Here is a 17,048-nt window from a genome sequence, read left to right as displayed (position 1 = left end):
TCCGTGGCGGCATATGATGGGTCAGCACTGTTGCAAGACCTGAGGGCAAACATGACGAATGTTTGCAGCGCTCAGGTCTTGGGGGCAGGGCTGGCGTGTAAGGCGCCGCGTCAGCGGTTGGCCACGCCGTGCTCGTTGCCAGCTTCGATGTCGCTGGTCTTGTCCGCCAGCACCGACAGGTCCTCCTTGGCACGCTGTGCGGCATTGGGTCGTTCAATGAGCCAGTACAGGATCAGACCGATCACCACGGCGTAGACGGTTGCCTTGGGGTCGGGCATGGCCAGGGTCACGGCCACGATGCCGGCCACGCCACGCTCGGCGGAGTTCTTCAACTCCTCCATGCCGACCATGATGCAGATGTAGGCCGTCAGCACCAGGGTGAGCGACAGGGCGATGGGCAGCACCGGCTTGAACACCGTTACCAGGGGCAAGATGAAGACCGCGATCAGGCCCGTGATCCAGAAGGTGCCGCCACCACTGTAGATGGAGTCCATGGCCTTGCGACCCAGCGAGTGACGCTCGGCGATGGTCGCGTGGGCCGCGGTCCACAGCGGGCCAGCCAGGCCTGGCCACGGCGCCAGCACGGCGTGCAGGGCGTTGCGGATGGCGGTGACCAGGTGCACGCGGGTCACGTTCATCTCGATCTTCTCGTCGGGGCGCAGGTGCTCGACGCGTTGGCACAACGTGAAGCCCACCAGGATGTCGCCAAAGGCGATCACGTAGGCGATCAGGGCCGTAGGGATGGCCAGCAGGAACATGTCCGTGCTGGGCATGCCAACGTTGAAGATCAGGTAGTTGGCCATCAGCTTGAAGTCAGGCTGGGTGATGCCCCACTCGATCGTTGGCAGGGGGTACTCGCTGACCGCCCAGCCCACCAGCATGGCGATGATCATGCCGGGGATCATGCCGAAGTTGGAAATCATCTTGGCAAAGCGGCTGTGTTCTACGAAGTGCTTGAAGGACAGCGAAAACAGCACGTACGCCGACACGATGCAGCCGATCAGCAGCGAGATCGGGGTGTTGTCGATGCGACCGCCCGTCTTGAGCTCGCCCATCATGGCCGCGATACCGGCGCCGATGATGATGCCCGACTTCAGGGAGTTCGGAATGATCTTCACCAGCTTGTTGCCCAGGCCAGTCAGGCCCAGCACCAGGAAGATGATGAACACCAGGATCTGCAAGGCAATCATGGCCTTGACGGCTTCCGGCCCAGGCTCGAACGCCTGTAGGTAGAGCAAGACCACGGGGATGGCCGGCGTGATCCAGCCCGGCACCAGAGGGACCCCCATCAAGGCGGGCAGCAGGTAGCCGACGCCGGCCACCACGCAGAACGCGAGCGCGGCCTCGTATGGCATGCCCAGGTACTTCATCAACAAGGGGATCATCCCCAGGCTGACCACAAACATGATCAGCCCCTGAATCATTTCAGGGAATTCCCATCGGTAGTGGATGAAGGGCAGTCGGATCTTGAACGGCCCCAGGGGCCAGTAGGGGTGTTCTGCCCCGTGTTCGCGCTGCAGCGCCATGCGTTTTCTCCTTCGGGTGTCGGTGGAGGGTCGAGTCCCCCGCAGCCTTGTGTGCTGTGGGTTTTTGCGACAACCCGCCTTGTCAATCTCAAACCAAGGGTTTATACTGATCAATAAGCGGGCGTTCGCCTTCGTGTTGCGTGACCTGTGCTTGGATTGACGCTTCAGATCACGTTGGGGCGGATGATCGGGGAGGACTTTTTCACCACCTCCCAGCAAATGTGACGAATGTTTGCAAGCCGGATTCGGTGTGTTCCAGGCGCGGTGCGCTGCCTAGAATCAGCAGGCTTTGAGCCTCGCAACCGGAGACCCGCGTGACCCACCCTGATGCCGCCTTGCAAACTGACACCGGCCATTGGCGTCAACAAACCTTGCAAGCGGGCCTCGACCTGCTCGACCAGGGTCTCACCGTCTTCGACGCCGACCTGAAGCTGGTCGCCTGGAACCGCGCCTTCCTGCAGTTGCTCGATTTCCCGGCCGATCTGGCTTTCGTGGGCGCTTCGTTCGAGAGCTTCATCCGCTACAACGCACAGCGTGGCGAGTACGGCGAGGACGACATCGACGCCGCCGTGGCCTTGCGCGTGGACCGGGCACGTGAGTTCGTGTCTCATGACATCGAGCGTGTGCGCCCCGACGGCAGCGTGCTGCGCATCACCGGCCAGCCTTTGCCGGGCCACGGTTTCGTCACCCTGTATTCCGATGTGACCGAGTCGCGCCGCGCCGAGCAGGCCCTGCGTCAGGCCAATGCCGAGCTGGAGTCGCGCGTGCAGGCGCGCACCGCCGAACTGCAGGCCAGTAACCAGCGCTTGCGCGAAGCCCTGGAGGCCAATGAGCAGATCACCGCTTCGCTGCGTCGCAGCGAGCACCAGATGCGCCTGGTCACCGACTCGATCCCCGCGCTGGTGGCCTACTTCCGTGCCGACCGCAGCTACACCTACGTCAACCGTGGCTACCAGGACTGGTTCGGGCTCGACCCCCAGCAGCCCGAGGCCATCAGCGCCCGCGAGTTCCTCGGCTCGGATGTGTACGAGCGCATCAAGCCCAACATCAGCCGCGCCCTGGCGGGGGAGGCCGTCACCTTCGACTACGAGCTGCACACCATCGCCGGCCAGACCCTGGCCGTGCGTACCACGCTGGTCCCCGACATGGCGGCCGACGGCGAGGTCGTGGGCTGCTTCGAGCTCACCTTCGACGTCACGCAAGAAAAGCAGTCGCAGGCGCTGGTCGTGCGCGCACAGAAGATGAAGGCCATGGGCCAGCTCACCGGCGGTCTGGCGCACGACTTCAACAACATCCTCACCGTCATCATCGGCAACCTCTCGGCTCTGGCCGATGCCCGCCCGCAGGATCCGCTGGTCACCGAGTTCACGGGCCCCGCCATTGCCGCCGCCCGCCGTGGCGCCGAGCTGATCCGCGGCTTGATGACCTTTGCGCGTCAGCAACCGTTGCAGGCGGGGGCGGTCGACGTCACGGCGCTCACGCAGTCGGTGACGCGTCTGGTCCGGCCAGCCTTGCCCGTGACCCTGCAGGTGGACGTCGAACTGGGGAGCGATCCCGCCTGGACCTGGGTGGATGCGACACAGCTCGAAAACGCCCTGGTCAACCTCATCCTCAACGCCCGCGATGCCACCCGGTCGCACGGCCGCATCGTGGTGCGCACGTCCACCCACACCGTGGACGAACGCCAGGCCGAGCGCCAGCGCGTGCAGCCGGGCACTTATGTCTGCCTGGAGGTGATCGACGATGGCGCGGGCATGGACGCCGCCACCGTCTCCCGCATCTTCGAGCCCTTCTTCACCACCAAGCAGGCCGGCAGCGGCACGGGCCTGGGCATGTCCATGGTGTACGGCTTTGTGCGCCAGTCGGGCGGTGCCATCCAGGTGGAGAGCACGCCGGGGCAGGGCACCACCGTCTCGCTGTGCCTGCCAGCCATCGAAGTACCCACCGACGTACCTGCGCTCGACGAGGCCGACTGTGCCTCCGACCGAAGCCGCCGTGGCGTGGCCCTGCTGGTGGAAGACGACCCCGATGTGCGTCGCGTCGTGCGCCGCAGCCTGCTCGATCTGGGCTTCGCCGTCATCGAGGCCGCTCATGCGCAGGAAGCACAGGATATCCTTGTGCAAATGCCCGATATCAAGCTGCTTTTGTCCGACATCATGATGCCCGGTGAGATGAACGGGGTGGGCCTGGCACGCCTCGCGCGCTTGCAGCGGCCCCATATGCAGATCCTGCTGATGAGTGGCTGCGCGCCCAGTGGCGACGAGCTCATGGACCTGCCCGTCTTGCCCAAACCCTTCAGCACCCGCGACCTGGCCGCGGCCCTCGAAAGCCTGAGCCCGTGAACACCGCCCCGGCCCTCATCTTCGTGATCGAGGACGAGCTCTCGATCGCCCGCCTGGTGCAATCGGTGCTGGTCGAGTTCGGCTTCGAGGTGGAGTGCTTTCACACGGGCGCCAGCGTCCTGCGCCGCTTGCCCGTGCGTCGTCCTGATCTGTGCGTCATCGACCTGGGCCTGCCCGACATGGACGGCATCGACCTGGTGCGCCAGATCAGCCAGCAGTGTCCCTGCGGTCTGCTGATCCTCAGCGGCCGTGGCCACACGGCTGACCGCATCATGGGCCTGGAGCTGGGTGGCGACGACTATGTCACCAAGCCTTTCGAGCCGCGCGAACTCGTGGCCCGTGTGCGCAGCATCCTGCGCCGCCGTGGCCAGGTGCCGGGCGGCGGCCAGAGCGAGTCGCGCCGCGTGGCCCGCTTCCTGACCTGGACGCTCGACTGCTCGGCCAACACCCTGCGATCCGACGATGGCACCGAGCACCTGCTGGGCGTCGCCGAAGTGCAGGTGCTGCGGACCTTTCTGGAGCGCCCCCACCAGATCCTCACCCGCGAGCAACTGGTGGGACACCGCAGCCTGTCGCCCATGGACCGCAGCATCGATGTGCGCATCTCGCGCCTGCGTCGCAAGATCGAAGTCGACCCCATGGCCCCCCGCATCATCAAGACGGTGTACGGCGCGGGCTACGTGTTCTCGGCGTCTGTGGTCTGGTCCTGACGGTCGGCCTTCAGGGGGCGGGACGCACCGTGCGGTTTGCACTGTCTGTGAACAAGTCGTCGTCGACCCGCCATCTCGCCACAGCCGTGAAGACCCGCAGGGCTATGATGATCCGCATGCAATTGCCTCCTCAATTTGACGTGGCCTGCCGGCGGGTGCGGCGCCTGAGCTTGCCGTTGGTGTGGGTGTGTGGTTTGTCGGCCTGTGCGGTCGCGCCTGCCACGCCAGAACCGGTCAACGCCGATCGTCCCGAGACGCTGTGGGCGGTCACGGCTGATCACCAGCTCTTGCAGTTCAAGGCGATCCAGCCTCGTGTCGTGGTGAGTCAGAAGCCGCTACAAGGTCTGGCAGCCGGCGAGGTCATCCTGGGCATGGATTACCGAGTGGCCCGTGGGGTGCTGTATGCCCTGGGCAGCAGCGGGCACCTGTACACCGTGGACACGGCACAAGCCCGCCTCCAACGCGTGTCGCCACAGCCTCTGAATGTGTCGGCTGACCGGGCCTATGGCGTGGATTTCAACCCGGTGGTCGATCGCATCCGCGTCATCGATGAGACCGGACGCAACCTGCGCGTGCATCCCGATGCCGGTGCCCAGGTGGACGGGGACCCCGTGCGTCCTGGTGTGCAGGACGATGGCGCCTTGCACCGCGTGGGTGCGGGCTTGCCTCAGCCCCGTGTGGCCGGCATGGCCTACACCTACAACACGCGGGACGACAAGCTGACCACCGGTTACGCCATCGACATGGCGCAAGGCAGCCTCGTGACCCTGGGCAGCGCCGAGGGCGTCACCCCGGTGGTCTCTCCCAACGGTGGCGCACTGATCACGGTCGGCCCCTTGGGCCTCGGGCCATTGCGGCAGGTGTCGTTCGACATCTCGGACGTGCGCAATGTGGCCCTGGCCGCACTGACCACCTACACGGATGCCCGCAGCCGTCTCTACCAGATCGACCTGAGTACCGGTCGGGCCACCTTGCTGGGCACCATCGGACAAGGCCAGGCACTGCGCGGGGTGGCGATTGAGCCGTGAGGGGCGCCGCTGGGGTGTGGCCGGGGCGCTGAGCCTGCTGGTCGGCGCCACCATGGCCGCCACAGTGCAAGTCACCGTGGTGGATGAGCGCGGGGCGCCCGTGCCGCAAGCGGTGGTCTTTCTGGACTCTCCCCAGGCCAGCAAGGCCGTCCGGCCCATGGAGATGGCCGAGATGTCGCAACAGAACCGGCGATTTGCGCCCGAGGTTCTGCTGGTGACACGGGGCACGCCGGTCAGCTTTCCCAACCGTGACACCGTCCGTCACCATGTGTACTCGTTTTCGCCGGCCAAGCGCTTCGAGCTCAAGCTCTACGTGGGCACCCCGGCCCAGCCCGTGGTGTTCGACCAAGCTGGCGTGGCCGTGCTGGGCTGCAACATCCATGACCAGATGATTTCCTGGGTGGTGGTTGTGGACACCCCCTACCGCACCCAGAGCGGCGCCGATGGGCGGGCCCAGCTGACCGAGGTGCCATCAGGAGCCTACCGCTTGCGATTGTGGCACCAGCGGCTGCCCGTCGGAGCCCCGGCCCAGGACCAGGCCTTGAACGTGGGCGCCGATGCCACGCAGGTGCGTGTGGTGCTGCGAGGGTTGGAAGCGCCATGAGCCTGCCCCCCTCGCCATCGTGGCGCAACCTCTCCCTCGCCAACCGTATCGTGCTGGTGATGCTGGTCTTGCTGCTGGTGGTGCAGGCCGCTGGGGGCGCCGTGGTGCGCGCTGCCGTCGAGCGTCTGGTTCGGCAAAGCGTGCAGACCGAGCTGGCCGTGGCCCAGCGCGTCTGGCTGCGTCTGCTGGAGCTGCGGGCGCAACGCCTGCGTGAAGCCTCGGTCGTGCTGGCGGCCGATTTCGGCTTCCGCTCTGCCATCGGCAGTGGCGACCGCGACACCATTGCCTCGGCGCTCGACAACAGCAGCGCGCGCATCGGTGCGGCGATGGCGGTGTTCCTGTCTCCCGATTTCCAGCAAGCCACCGTCAGCGCGGGGGCGGCAACGGTCCCTCCCACCGTCATTCGCCAACTGGGCGAGCAACTGGCCAAGGGAAGCCAGGGCGGGCGCGTGACGCGCATCGCACAGCAGCCTTACCAGTTCGTCATGGTGCCGGTGAAAGCGCCGGCCCTGATCGGTTGGGTGTTGATGGGCTTTCCGCTCGACCAAGGGCTGGCCGCCGATTTCGTGCGGCTGTCCAACGTGCATGTCTCGGTCGTGTACACCCCGGCCGACCAGGCGCCAGTGCCCGTGGTCTCGACCTTGCCTGCAGCCCAGCAAACCGCACTGGCCCACATCGTGCGCGACGCGCCCACCGACGTGAGCCTGGCCGACGACGTGCTGGCCGTGCGGCAAATGCCGCTGGACGCGATGGATGGTGCCCTGCGCACGGTGTTCTTGCGTTCGCTGTCCGAGGCACGTGGGCCCTACCAGGACTTGCAGGTCCACCTCGTCTTGATCACACTGGGGGGGCTGGTGCTGTTTGCGCTGGGCAGCCACCTTGCCAGCCGCCGTGTGACCCGTCCGCTCAAGGACCTCACCGACGTCACCGGCCTGCTGGAGCAGGGCCGCTTCGACGTCGCCATCGAAGGCACTCAACGCGGCGATGAGGTTGGCCTGCTTGCACGGGGTTTTGACCGCATGCGTGGCAGCCTCGCGCAGCAGCGTGAGCAGATCTTGCGGCTGGCCTATTGGGACCGGCTCACCGGCCTGCCCAACCGCGAGCAGTTCCGCGATCGCCTGGTGGCCGCCATCGGTGAGCCTGGCCAGACCTCGGTGGTGGTCCTCACCCTCAACCTCGACCGCTTCAAGCACGTCAACGATGTGCTGGGCTATGCCTTTGGGGACGAATTGCTCAAAGCGGTTGCCGCTCGCCTCCAGCAGCACGTGGGCGATGCCACCGACCTGCTGGCCCGCTTGGGCGGGGACGAGTTTGTCCTGTTGCTGACCCACACCGATGCCCCGGCGGCCTTGGCCGTGGCCGAGCGCATCACCCACGGGTTTGAGGCCTCGCTGGCGCTGGGCGAGCAGAATGTGGACCTCAGTGCCAGCATGGGCATCGCCTGCTGGCCGCAGGATGGCGCGGACGCCGATACCCTGATGAGCCGCTCCGAGATCGCGATGCACGCTGCCAAGGCCCGCACCGCCGGGGTGATGCGCTATGCGCCGGAGCTGGACTCCTCCAGCACCCAGACCCTGTCTCTGCTCAGCGACCTGCGACACGCCCTGGTCCACCATGAACTGCGGCTCTTCCTGCAGCCCAAGTTGAACATCGCCACAGGACGGGTCAGCGCGGCCGAAGCGCTGGTGCGTTGGCAGCATCCCACCCGTGGCCTGGTGCCTCCCATGGTCTTCATCCCGTTTGCAGAGCAAACGGGCTTCGTGCGGCAACTCACCTTGTGGATGTTCGAAGAGGTGGCGCGGCAGTCGCGCGACCTCCAGCCAGTCGGCGGGGCCTTGCGCGTGGCCATCAACCTCTCCACCCGTGACCTGCTCGACCTGGAGCTGCCGCAGAAGCTCGCCGCCATCATGGTGCGCCATGGCGTGCGGGCCGAGGCCTTCTGCCTGGAGATCACCGAGAGCGCGATCATGGACGATCCCCAGCGTGCCGAGTCCACCCTCAACCGTCTGGCCGAGCAAGGCTTCAAGCTGTCGATCGACGACTTCGGGACCGGTTACTCCTCCCTGGCCTATCTCAAACGCTTGCCCGTCAGCGAACTCAAGATCGACAAGTCTTTTGTGATGGGCATGGCGGACGACGACAGCGATGCCAAGATCGTGCGCTCCACCATCGACCTGGCGCACAACCTGGGCCTCAGCGTGGTGGCCGAAGGCGTCGAAACCGACGCCATCCTGCAGCGCTTGCGTGACTGGGGTTGCGACGAGGCGCAAGGCTATTTCGTGAGCAAGCCCATGCCGGCGGCCGACTTTGTCGCCTGGCGCCACAACTGGGAGGCCAAGGCCCTCTAAGTCTAAGTTGAGGCGTGTACGCTCCGTGAAACTGTATGAAAATACAGTGCATGACGCCGCTGCCCGATGCCCGCCTACAGCATCTGCCCGTGAAAGGGCGGGGGACGGCGACGCGCCTGGCCCACCGCTTTGCCGGGCACGTTCGCGAAGCTGTGGACGATGGCTGGGCCAACGGGTGTGGGGTAGGCGACGAGGATGCACCCGAGGCCATGTTGCCGACCGTCACCCAGGTCACGCCCGAGCAGGCCCGCAGCATCCTGTCGGGCAACCAGTCGCCCGACATCCCCTTCACCTGGTCCATCAATCCGTACCGGGGCTGCGAGCACGGTTGCATTTACTGCTACGCCCGCCCCACCCACAGCTACCTCAACCTCTCGCCCGGCCTGGACTTCGAAACCCGCCTGGTCGCCAAGGTCAACGCCGCGGCCTTGCTGAGGCAGGAGTTGCAAAAGCCCAGCCACGTCTGCAGCCCCATCAACATCGGCTCGGCCACCGATCCCTACCAGCCCATCGAGCGCGAGTGGCGTATCACCCGGGGTGTGCTGGAGGTGCTCAACGCCTGCCAGCACCCTTACACCCTGATCACCAAGTCCAGCGGGGTCGAGCGCGACATCGACCTGCTGGCCCAAGCGGGCGCGCGTCAGCAGGCCTATGTGATGATCAGCCTCACCACGCTGGACGCCGCGCTGTGCCGCAAGCTCGAGCCTCGTGCTGCCGCACCGCACCGCCGCCTGCAGACCATCCAGCGCCTGGCCGAGGCCGGTGTGCCCGTCGGCGTCAACGTGGCCCCCATCATCCCCTTTCTCAACGAGCCGGAGATCGAGTCGCTCATCGAGGCCGCGGCGCAAGCGGGCGCGCAGTCCATCCACTACACCGTGCTGCGCCTGCCTTGGGAGGTCAAGCCGCTGTTCGAAGAATGGCTCGGCCACCATGTGCCGGACAAGGCTGAGCGCATCATGGCCCGGGTGCGCGAGCTGCGCGGCGGCAAGGACTACGATGCGGACTTCGCATGGCGCATGAAAGGCGAGGGCGTCTGGGCCCAGTTGATCGCGCAGCGCGTGCACAAGGCCGTGGCCCGTCATGGCTTGCAACGGCGCTTGCCGGCGCTCGACGGTCGCACTTTCGATCCACGCGCCTTGCGTCCAGCCTCGCCGCAACTGGGCTTGTTCTGAGCGCGGCGACACGCTCGCCTGCCGCGTGCCACCGATTGTTTGTGCCCCCCACAAGACAGCGCAGCCTGGCGCGTCTAAAATCGGCACTTTCGTTTCTCCATCTAGACTCGACCATGTCCAAAACCGCCAAGCCCGTCGCCAAGCCCGTCAAGCCTGCCAAGGCCCCCAAGGCGGCACCTGCTGCCCAGCCGGTCGCTGCCCCTGCTGCTGCCGACAAGGCCCAGAAGATCAAGAAAGTCGTGCTGGCCTACTCTGGCGGTCTGGACACGTCCATCATCCTGAAGTGGCTGCAAGACGAGTACAACTGCGAAGTCGTCACCTTCACCGCCGACATCGGCCAGGGTGAAGAGATCGAGCCCGCACGCGCCAAGGCCCTGAAGATGGGCATCAAGCCCGAGAACATCTTCATCGAAGACCTGCGCGAAGAGTTCGTGCGCGACTTCGTGTTCCCGATGTTCCGCGCCAACGCGCTGTACGAAGGCGAATACCTGCTGGGCACCTCCATCGCCCGTCCGCTGATTGCCAAGCGCCTGATCGAAATCGCCAAGAAGACCAAGGGCGACGCCATCTCGCACGGCGCCACCGGCAAGGGCAACGACCAGGTCCGTTTCGAACTGGGCGCTTACGCCCTGATGCCTGGCGTCAAGGTCATCGCGCCGTGGCGCGAGTGGGACCTGCTGTCGCGTGAGAAGCTGCTGGCCTACGCTGACAAGCACGGCATCCCGGTCGACTTCAAGAAGCGCAAGGGCGGCGCCCCCTACTCGATGGACGCCAACCTGCTGCACATCAGCTACGAAGGTGGCGTGCTGGAAGATCCGAACTTCGAGCCCGAAGCCAATATGTGGCGCCTGACGGTCTCGCCCGAGAAGGCGCCCAACAAGCCCGAAATCATCGAGCTGACCTATGCCAAGGGTGACGTCGTCGCCATCAACGGCGTGAAGATGTCGCCCGCCACCGTGCTGACCAAGCTGAACGAAATCGGCGGCAAGCATGGCATCGGTCGCCTCGACAAGGTCGAGAACCGCTACGTCGGCATGAAGAGCCGCGGCTGCTACGAAACCCCGGGCGGCACCATCTTGCTGACCGGCCACCGCGCCATCGAGTCCATCACACTCGACCGCGAAGTGCTGGCGCTGAAGGACGACCTGATGCCGCGTTACGCCCGCATGGTCTACAACGGCTATTGGTTCAGCCCCGAGCGCGAACTGCTGCAAGGCCTGATCGACGCCTCGCAAGCCACCGTCAACGGCACCGTCAAGCTCAAGCTGTACAAGGGCACCATCATGTGCGTGGGCCGCGCGTCCGCCACCGACAGCCTGTTCGACCCCACCATCGCCACCTTTGACGACGACGGCGGCGCCTACAACCAGGCTGACGCTGCGGGCTTCATCAAGCTCAACGCCCTGCGCCTGCGCATCGGTGCCAACGTCAAGGCCAAGCGTGCCGGTGCCAGCCGTGCTGCCAAGCCTGCGGTCAAGCCGGCCGCGAAGCCTGCTGCCAAACCGGCTGCCAAGAAAGTGGCCGTCAAGCCCGCTGCCAAGAAGGCCGCACAGTAAAACCTTGTGAGGGGCCGGTGCCTGCGCATCGGCCTTTTGTCATTCTGGAGAGACACACATGACCACCACCACCCTGGCCGGCAGCGTCGCCACCCAAGCCAATGTCTATTTCGACGGCAAGTGCGTGTCGCACACCGTCACCCTGGCCGATGGCGTGCGCAAGTCCGTGGGCGTGATCCTGCCCGCCACGCTGACCTTCAACACCGGTGCCCCTGAAATCATGGAAACCGTTGCAGGCAAGGCCACCATCAAGCTGGCCGGTTCCAGCGAATGGAAGACCTACGGCCCCGGCGAAAGCTTCAACGTGCCCGGCAACTCGTCCTTCGAGATCAAGGTCGAGGGCGAGCCCTACCACTACATCTGCCACTTCGGTTGATGCCTGCGGCGCCAAGCGCCCATGACAAAGCCGCCCCTCGGAGCGGCTTTCTTGTTTCTGGCACAGTAGGGGAGTCAGACCACCACCGGCTCCGGCTCCAGCCGGATGCCAAAGCGCCCGTACACGCTCTCTTGAATCGCCCGTGCCAGCGTCACCACCTCGGCCCCATTGGCGCCGCCACGGTTCACCAGCACCAGCGCCTGGCGCTCGTACACCCCGGCGCGGCCAATCGATTTGCCCTTCCAGCCACAGGCATCGATCAACCAACCGGCCGCCAGCTTGAACGTGCCGTCTTCCAGCGGGTAGTGCACCACATGCGGGTCGCGGCCAATGATGTCGCGACACTGTTCGGCCGTCACCACCGGGTTCTTGAAGAAGCTGCCCGAGTTGCCGATCACGGCTGGGTCGGGTAGCTTGGCGCGCCGCACATCGCACACCCAGTCGAAAATCTGTCGTGCATCCGGGGTAGTGATGCCCGTCTCGGCCATCTTGCGCTCCAGCTCCAGGTAGCCCAGCACCGGCTGCCAGGGACGTGGCAGGCGCAGGCGCACAGTGGTGATCACACTCTTGCCCGCCAGAGCCTGCTTGAACACGCTGTCACGGTAGCCAAAGCGGCATTGCTCGGCGGTGAGCGTCACCGTGCGCCCGGTGACCAGGTCCACCGCGTCCAGCGATTCGAAGCGGTCTTTGAGCTCCACCCCATAGGCGCCGATGTTCTGCACCGGCGCGGCGCCCACCGTGCCCGGAATCAGCGCCATGTTTTCCAGGCCGGGCAGGCCGTTGTCCAGGCACCAGGCGACCGTGTCGTGCCAACGCTCGCCCGCGCCCACCTCCACGATCCAGGCGTCGTCGCGCGTCTCCAGCAGGCGAATGCCTTGAATCTCCATCTTCAGCACACAGCGGTCCACGTCCTGCGTCAGCACCAGGTTGCTGCCGCCACCCAGGATGAACTTGGGTGCGCGACCCAGTTCCGGGTCGTTGACCACGCGTTTCACATCGGCCTCGGAGTGCACATGCACCAGTGTCTGGGCGGTCGCCGGCAGGCCAAAAGTGTTGAATTCCCGCAGGCTCGCGCCGCGCTCCAGATCGAGCAAAGCAGAAGAAACTGGCGAAGAGTCGGCGGCAGACGGTGTGTGCATGGCAGAATTTTCGCAGACAAAGGAGAACCCATGCCCAGTTTTGACATCAAGCTCGATCCCAACCTGGAAGCCGTCGGCAACGCCGTCGACACCAGCAGCAAGGAAATCGGCACCCGTTTCGACTTCAAGGGCACCAGCGCCGCCGTCGAATTCAACAAGAAGGACAAGCAGGTCATCGTCTTCGGTGACTCGGACTTCCAGATCGACCAGGTGCGCGACGTGCTCTACAACAAGCTCACCAAGCAGAAGGTCGACATCCGTTTCATGGACGTTGGCAAGGTCGAGAAGATCGGCGGCGACAAGGTCAAGCAGGTCCTCAAGATCAAGGCCGGCATCGAAGCCGAACTGGCCAAGAAGATCACCAAGCTGATCAAGGACAGCAAACTCAAGGTCAACGCCAGCATCCAGGGCGAAGAAGTGCGCGTGCAAGGCGCCAAGCGCGACGACCTGCAGGCTGCCATGGCACTGGTCAAGAAAGACATCGCCGACGCGCCGCTGTCCTTCGACAACTTCCGCGACTGAGCACAAGCCATGTCCCACGCCCACCCGATGCGTCAGATTCTGTTGAGCGCGAGCCTGACCCTGTGTGCCTGCGCGGCCCTGGCGCAGAGCGTGGCCATGACCGGCGGCATGGGCCGCAAGGCCTTGCTGGTCATCAATGGCGGCCAGCCCAAGGCGTTGGCCGCGGGTGAGGCGTACCAGGGCGTCAAGGTCATCAGCGTCACGCCCGATCAGACCGTGGTCGAGATCGGCGGGCAGCGCCAGACGGTGGTGCTGGGGGGCGCACCCGTCAGCGTGGGTGCGCGCAGCGGTGGCAGTGGCGGCACCCAGATCGTGCTGACAGCGGGCTCAGGCGGCCACTTCGTCACCCAGGGCAGCATCAACGGCCGCAGTACCCAGTTCGTGGTCGACACCGGCGCGACCATGATCTCGATGGGCGCAGCCGAAGCCAAACGCCTGGGCATCAATTTCGAGATCGGTCAGCGCATGCAGGCCCACACGGCCAATGGGGTGACCACCGGGTACCGCATCCGCCTGGGCACCGTGCGCATCCAGGACGTCGAGGTGCACAACGTCGAGGCGGCCGTGATGCCCATGGGCATGCCCTACATCCTGCTGGGCAACAGTTTCCTGTCGCGTTTTCAGATGAAGCAGGAAAACGGCACCATGACCCTGCAGCGTCGTTTCTGACGGCGCGCGAGAGTCGGGCACACGCCGACTGGTTGCACAATGGCGGCCTGATCCGGACCGGGTCTCCACTTTCTGACTTTTTGCACCATGGCCAAACGACCACGCCTGCCCGCCGGGCACAACACCCTCGATCAGATCCTGTTTGGTCAGGGGTTTGGCGAGCGCCGGGTGTGCGAAGGGCTGATCCTCAATGGCCTGGTCCAGGTCAACGGCGAGGTGGTCGACGACCCCGATGCCGCTTTCCTGGAAGACCGCCTGAGCTTGATGGTCGATGGCCAGCCCTGGGTCACCCATGTCAAGGCGCTCATCATGCTGCACAAGCCGCCGGGTTATGAATGCTCGCTCAAGCCAGGCGCCTGGCCGGGCGTGCACAACCTGCTGCCAGTGCCGCTGCGCCGTCGTGGCCTGCAGCCCGTCGGGCGGCTCGATCAGGACACCACCGGCCTGCTGCTGCTGACCGACGACGGCCCCTTGCTGCACAAACTCACCTCGCCCAAGCACCATGTGCCCAAGGTCTACGAGGTCACCTGCAAACACCCGGTCACGCCCGCGATGTGCGAGAAACTGCGCAAAGGCGTGGTGCTGGACGACGATCCCACCCCGGTGCTGGCCGACGCGGCCGAACCGGTGGGCGAGGGCGAGACCTGTCACCTGCGCCTGACCCTCCTGCAAGGCAAGTACCACCAGGTCAAGCGCATGGTGGCCGCCGTCAGCAACCGGGTCGAAGGCCTGCACCGCAGCCAGATCGGGCGCCTGACCCTGCCCGAGGATCTGGCCCCGGGGCAATGGCGCTGGATCGAAGACCCCGCCATCGTCCTGCCCTGATCCCGGTGACCGGGGCGGTCAGAGGATGTTGGTGAAGTCGGTGTTCAGGTACTCGTCCTGAACGCTGGGCGCCTGCCAGGCGCGTACCCAGTCCACGAACTCGCCCGCAGGCATGGGTGGGCTGATGAAGAAGCCCTGTGCCTCGTTGCAGTGCAGCCCTTCCAGCAGCTTCCAGCTCTTGGCCGACTCCAGCCCCTCGGCTACCACCGACATGCCCAGGTTGTGCGCCAGGTCGATCACCGAGCGCACGATCTTGGCATCGTTGAGGTCGTTTTGCATGTTCAGCACGAAGGACTTGTCGATCTTCAACTCGTGCACCGGCAGCGTCTTCAGGTAGGCCAGCGAGGAGTAGCCGGTCCCGAAATCATCGATGGACAGCAGGAAGCCCAATTCGCTCAGGCGGGTCAGGATCTGTTGCGCGTGCGCGGGGTCGTCCATCGTGGCCCCTTCGGTGATCTCCAGCACCATGGCACCCGGCGGCACCTGGTGGCGGGTCAGGATCGCGTGAAGGTGCTGGGGCAGGTCGCGGTCCATCAGGTCGTGCGCGGACAGGTTGACGGCGATTTTCAGGGGCAGCCCCGCGTCATGCCATTGGCGCCAGATGGTGGCGGCTTGGTCGACGACCCACAAACTCAGTACGCGGATGAAGCCGGTCTGCTCGGCAAACGGGATGAACACATCCGGCGGGATCAGGCCCTTCTCCGGGTGTCGCCAGCGGATCAGGGCCTCGGCCCCCAGCACCGCTTTCGTGTTCAGGCAGATTTTGGGCTGAAGGTGCAGTTGCAACTGGTGGCGGTTCACCGCCTGTTTCAGCTCGGTCAGCAGGCTCAAGGACGCAGCCTGGTCCGGGTCCATGTCCGGGCTGTACACCATCACGCTGGTGACCTTCTGCCGGGCGGCATTCATCGCCATCTCTGCGTGAGACAGCAGCTCATTGGCGTTGCGGCCGTCTTCCGGGAACAAGGCGACGCCCGCCTGCGCCATCAGGTCAATGGCTTGACCGTCCAGCTCGAAGGGCGTGTCCATGCTGTGCAGCAGGCGCTTGGCCAGTTGCGTGGCGCTCACCTTGTCGGCGCGGGGAATCAGGCAGGCGAACTGGTTGCCGCCCACGCGGCCCAACAGGTGGTGCGCATCCGGCAAGGTGGCCGACAAGCGCAGGGCCACCTTGCGCAGCAGGGTGTCACCCGAGGCCTGGCCCAGCACCGCGTTGACATGCTTGAACCGCTGGATGTCCAGGGTGACCAGGGCGCCACTGTGCTGGCCTTGCCGGGCTTCGTTGATCTGTTGATCCAGACGCACCTGAAAGTAGGCGCGGTTGGGCAGGTGCGTCAGCGTGTCGCGAAACGCCGTCTGGCGAATGTCGTCTTCCCGGTGGTGGCGATAGTTGGTCAGCTCGCGCATCCGCAAGCCCAGCAGGCGCAACTCAGTCGGGCCGGCGGGCACCGGCACCTCCGGCCATTCCTCCTGCGTGGCCCGATGGGTCCAGCCGCTCAGGGCGCGCATGCCCTCACGCAGTCGTGCGCCTTGCTGCCACAGCAGGCCGCCGGCCAACAAGCTGCCCACCAGTACGCCCAGCAACAACTGCCACCGCGTCCGCGCCCAAGCCGGGTCGGTGACATTGGGTTCAGCGCGCAGCCACACCACGACCCGACCACCGGGCGCCTCCGGGCTCGCCACCGACAAGGTCGCATGCACCTGACCGTTGGCGTCGAACTCCGTCGGGCTGCCATCGGGGGTGGGGGCGGTCAGGGCCTGGCGTTCCAGCAGGCTCAGGGCCTCGTAGGCCTTCGTCCAGGCCGGCTCCTCTCCGGTGCTGGGTTGCCAGGCGCCGTCCACGCGCTCCTGGGTGAGGACCACCACCGCCACATTGGGCATCCTGTGCATGGCCTGCTGAAGCCCCGCCTGGAGGGCGGCCGGGGGCACTCGCAACGTCACGGGTTCGTGCGGCGACGGCTGGCCAATGGGTTGCAACATCACCCGCGCCACCTGCATGCCCTGGCGCAACTCTTCGCGCGCATGACGCTGATCGGCGCCCGCCTGCTGGTGGCGTAGAACCCCCCAGACCCAGCCAGACAAGGTCAGGGCGAGCGCCAGAATGGGCAGGATCAAGAGGGCTGGCAGAGGGAGAGCGAGGCGCTTGGGCAGCATGGTGGGCGTCGGTGAGGGCGCATCAGCGGGATCTCCTGACATTCTCGGACAGAAGGTGAGAGGGCAGGGTCTCTGGCCTCGGG

General features: G+C 65.6%; 14 protein-coding genes. 11 read left to right on the top strand and 3 right to left on the bottom strand.

From position 1 onward, the window contains the following. Positions 1 to 110: 110 nt before the first annotated feature. Positions 111 to 1,526 carry a solute carrier family 23 protein gene (locus RBT42_RS05095; protein WP_320362783.1) on the bottom strand — a complete coding sequence of 472 codons (1,416 nt, stop codon included), beginning with the start codon at positions 1,524 to 1,526 and terminating at the stop codon, positions 111 to 113. 314 nt (positions 1,527 to 1,840) lie between these two features. Here RBT42_RS05095 and RBT42_RS05090 point away from each other — a divergent pair, with 314 nt between their 5' ends. The 8 genes from RBT42_RS05090 to RBT42_RS05055 all read left to right on the top strand — a co-directional run bounded on the left by RBT42_RS05090 (position 1,841) and on the right by RBT42_RS05055 (position 11,662). Continuing rightward, a complete protein-coding gene (locus RBT42_RS05090) occupies positions 1,841 to 3,868 on the top strand; it encodes a PAS-domain containing protein (protein WP_320362782.1) in 2,028 nt (675 codons plus the stop codon). Further along, positions 3,865 to 4,578 (top strand): response regulator transcription factor, encoded by a 714-nt coding sequence (locus RBT42_RS05085; protein ID WP_320362781.1) that lies wholly within the window; start codon positions 3,865 to 3,867, stop codon positions 4,576 to 4,578. Before RBT42_RS05090 ends, RBT42_RS05085 begins: the two co-directional genes overlap by 4 nt. 116 nt (positions 4,579 to 4,694) lie before the next feature. Continuing rightward, on the top strand, positions 4,695 to 5,606 hold the full coding sequence (locus tag RBT42_RS05080) for a DUF4394 domain-containing protein (RefSeq protein WP_320362780.1): 912 nt from the start codon (positions 4,695 to 4,697) through the stop codon (positions 5,604 to 5,606). 52 nt (positions 5,607 to 5,658) lie between these two features. Beyond that, positions 5,659 to 6,210, top strand: a complete 552-nt coding sequence (locus RBT42_RS05075; RefSeq protein ID WP_320362802.1) for a methylamine utilization protein — start codon at positions 5,659 to 5,661, stop codon at positions 6,208 to 6,210. Further along, entirely contained in the window at positions 6,207 to 8,558 is a 2,352-nt protein-coding gene (locus RBT42_RS05070) for an EAL domain-containing protein (protein WP_320362779.1), read from the top strand. Before RBT42_RS05075 ends, RBT42_RS05070 begins: the two co-directional genes overlap by 4 nt. Before the next feature lie 59 nt (positions 8,559 to 8,617). After that, positions 8,618 to 9,730, top strand: coding sequence for a PA0069 family radical SAM protein (locus RBT42_RS05065; protein WP_413785855.1), 1,113 nt, complete (start codon positions 8,618 to 8,620; stop codon positions 9,728 to 9,730). Positions 9,731 to 9,843: 113 nt separating this feature from the next. Continuing rightward, positions 9,844 to 11,286, top strand: a complete 1,443-nt coding sequence (locus tag RBT42_RS05060) for an argininosuccinate synthase (RefSeq protein ID WP_320362777.1) — start codon at positions 9,844 to 9,846, stop codon at positions 11,284 to 11,286. Between the two features lie 58 nt (positions 11,287 to 11,344). After that, on the top strand, positions 11,345 to 11,662 hold the full coding sequence (locus RBT42_RS05055; protein WP_320362776.1) for a pyrimidine/purine nucleoside phosphorylase: 318 nt from the start codon (positions 11,345 to 11,347) through the stop codon (positions 11,660 to 11,662). 74 nt (positions 11,663 to 11,736) lie between these two features. On the opposite strand, the gene murB is transcribed toward RBT42_RS05055, so the two are convergent. After that, the gene (gene murB, locus RBT42_RS05050; RefSeq protein ID WP_320362775.1) at positions 11,737 to 12,801 is read right to left on the bottom strand and encodes a UDP-N-acetylmuramate dehydrogenase; all 1,065 of its coding nucleotides are present in this window, start codon (positions 12,799 to 12,801) and stop codon (positions 11,737 to 11,739) included. Between the two features lie 30 nt (positions 12,802 to 12,831). Between murB and RBT42_RS05045 the strand changes: the two genes are divergently transcribed. The 3 genes from RBT42_RS05045 to RBT42_RS05035 all read left to right on the top strand — a co-directional run bounded on the left by RBT42_RS05045 (position 12,832) and on the right by RBT42_RS05035 (position 14,817). Beyond that, positions 12,832 to 13,323, top strand: a complete 492-nt coding sequence (locus RBT42_RS05045) for a YajQ family cyclic di-GMP-binding protein (protein ID WP_320362774.1) — start codon at positions 12,832 to 12,834, stop codon at positions 13,321 to 13,323. A 9-nt stretch (positions 13,324 to 13,332) separates the two neighbouring features. Further along, entirely contained in the window at positions 13,333 to 13,992 is a 660-nt protein-coding gene (locus RBT42_RS05040; protein ID WP_320362773.1) for a retropepsin-like aspartic protease, read from the top strand. 87 nt (positions 13,993 to 14,079) lie between these two features. Beyond that, positions 14,080 to 14,817, top strand: coding sequence for a 16S rRNA pseudouridine(516) synthase (locus RBT42_RS05035; RefSeq protein WP_320362772.1), 738 nt, complete (start codon positions 14,080 to 14,082; stop codon positions 14,815 to 14,817). 18 nt (positions 14,818 to 14,835) lie between these two features. Here RBT42_RS05035 and RBT42_RS05030 read toward each other — a convergent pair whose 3' ends face one another. After that, positions 14,836 to 16,965, bottom strand: coding sequence for a bifunctional diguanylate cyclase/phosphodiesterase (locus tag RBT42_RS05030; protein ID WP_320362771.1), 2,130 nt, complete (start codon positions 16,963 to 16,965; stop codon positions 14,836 to 14,838). Positions 16,966 to 17,048: the final 83 nt, after the last annotated feature.

This window comes from Aquabacterium sp. (assembly GCF_034003525.1).
In the GTDB taxonomy this organism is placed as follows: Bacteria; Pseudomonadota; Gammaproteobacteria; order Burkholderiales; family Burkholderiaceae_C; genus Aquabacterium.
Note: the sequence above shows the minus strand (reverse complement) of the source record. Positions and strands in the feature narration are given on the sequence as shown.

Coding starts and splice junctions, on each gene's coding strand:
- murB (WP_320362775.1), bottom strand. CDS start 12,801: ATGCACACACCGTCTGCCGCCGACTCTTCGCCAGTTTCTTCTGCTTTG.
- RBT42_RS05035 (WP_320362772.1), top strand. CDS start 14,080: ATGGCCAAACGACCACGCCTGCCCGCCGGGCACAACACCCTCGATCAG.
- RBT42_RS05040 (WP_320362773.1), top strand. CDS start 13,333: ATGTCCCACGCCCACCCGATGCGTCAGATTCTGTTGAGCGCGAGCCTG.
- RBT42_RS05030 (WP_320362771.1), bottom strand. CDS start 16,965: ATGCTGCCCAAGCGCCTCGCTCTCCCTCTGCCAGCCCTCTTGATCCTG.
- RBT42_RS05055 (WP_320362776.1), top strand. CDS start 11,345: ATGACCACCACCACCCTGGCCGGCAGCGTCGCCACCCAAGCCAATGTC.
- RBT42_RS05045 (WP_320362774.1), top strand. CDS start 12,832: ATGCCCAGTTTTGACATCAAGCTCGATCCCAACCTGGAAGCCGTCGGC.
- RBT42_RS05075 (WP_320362802.1), top strand. CDS start 5,659: ATGGCCGCCACAGTGCAAGTCACCGTGGTGGATGAGCGCGGGGCGCCC.
- RBT42_RS05080 (WP_320362780.1), top strand. CDS start 4,695: ATGCAATTGCCTCCTCAATTTGACGTGGCCTGCCGGCGGGTGCGGCGC.
- RBT42_RS05070 (WP_320362779.1), top strand. CDS start 6,207: ATGAGCCTGCCCCCCTCGCCATCGTGGCGCAACCTCTCCCTCGCCAAC.
- RBT42_RS05095 (WP_320362783.1), bottom strand. CDS start 1,526: ATGGCGCTGCAGCGCGAACACGGGGCAGAACACCCCTACTGGCCCCTG.
- RBT42_RS05060 (WP_320362777.1), top strand. CDS start 9,844: ATGTCCAAAACCGCCAAGCCCGTCGCCAAGCCCGTCAAGCCTGCCAAG.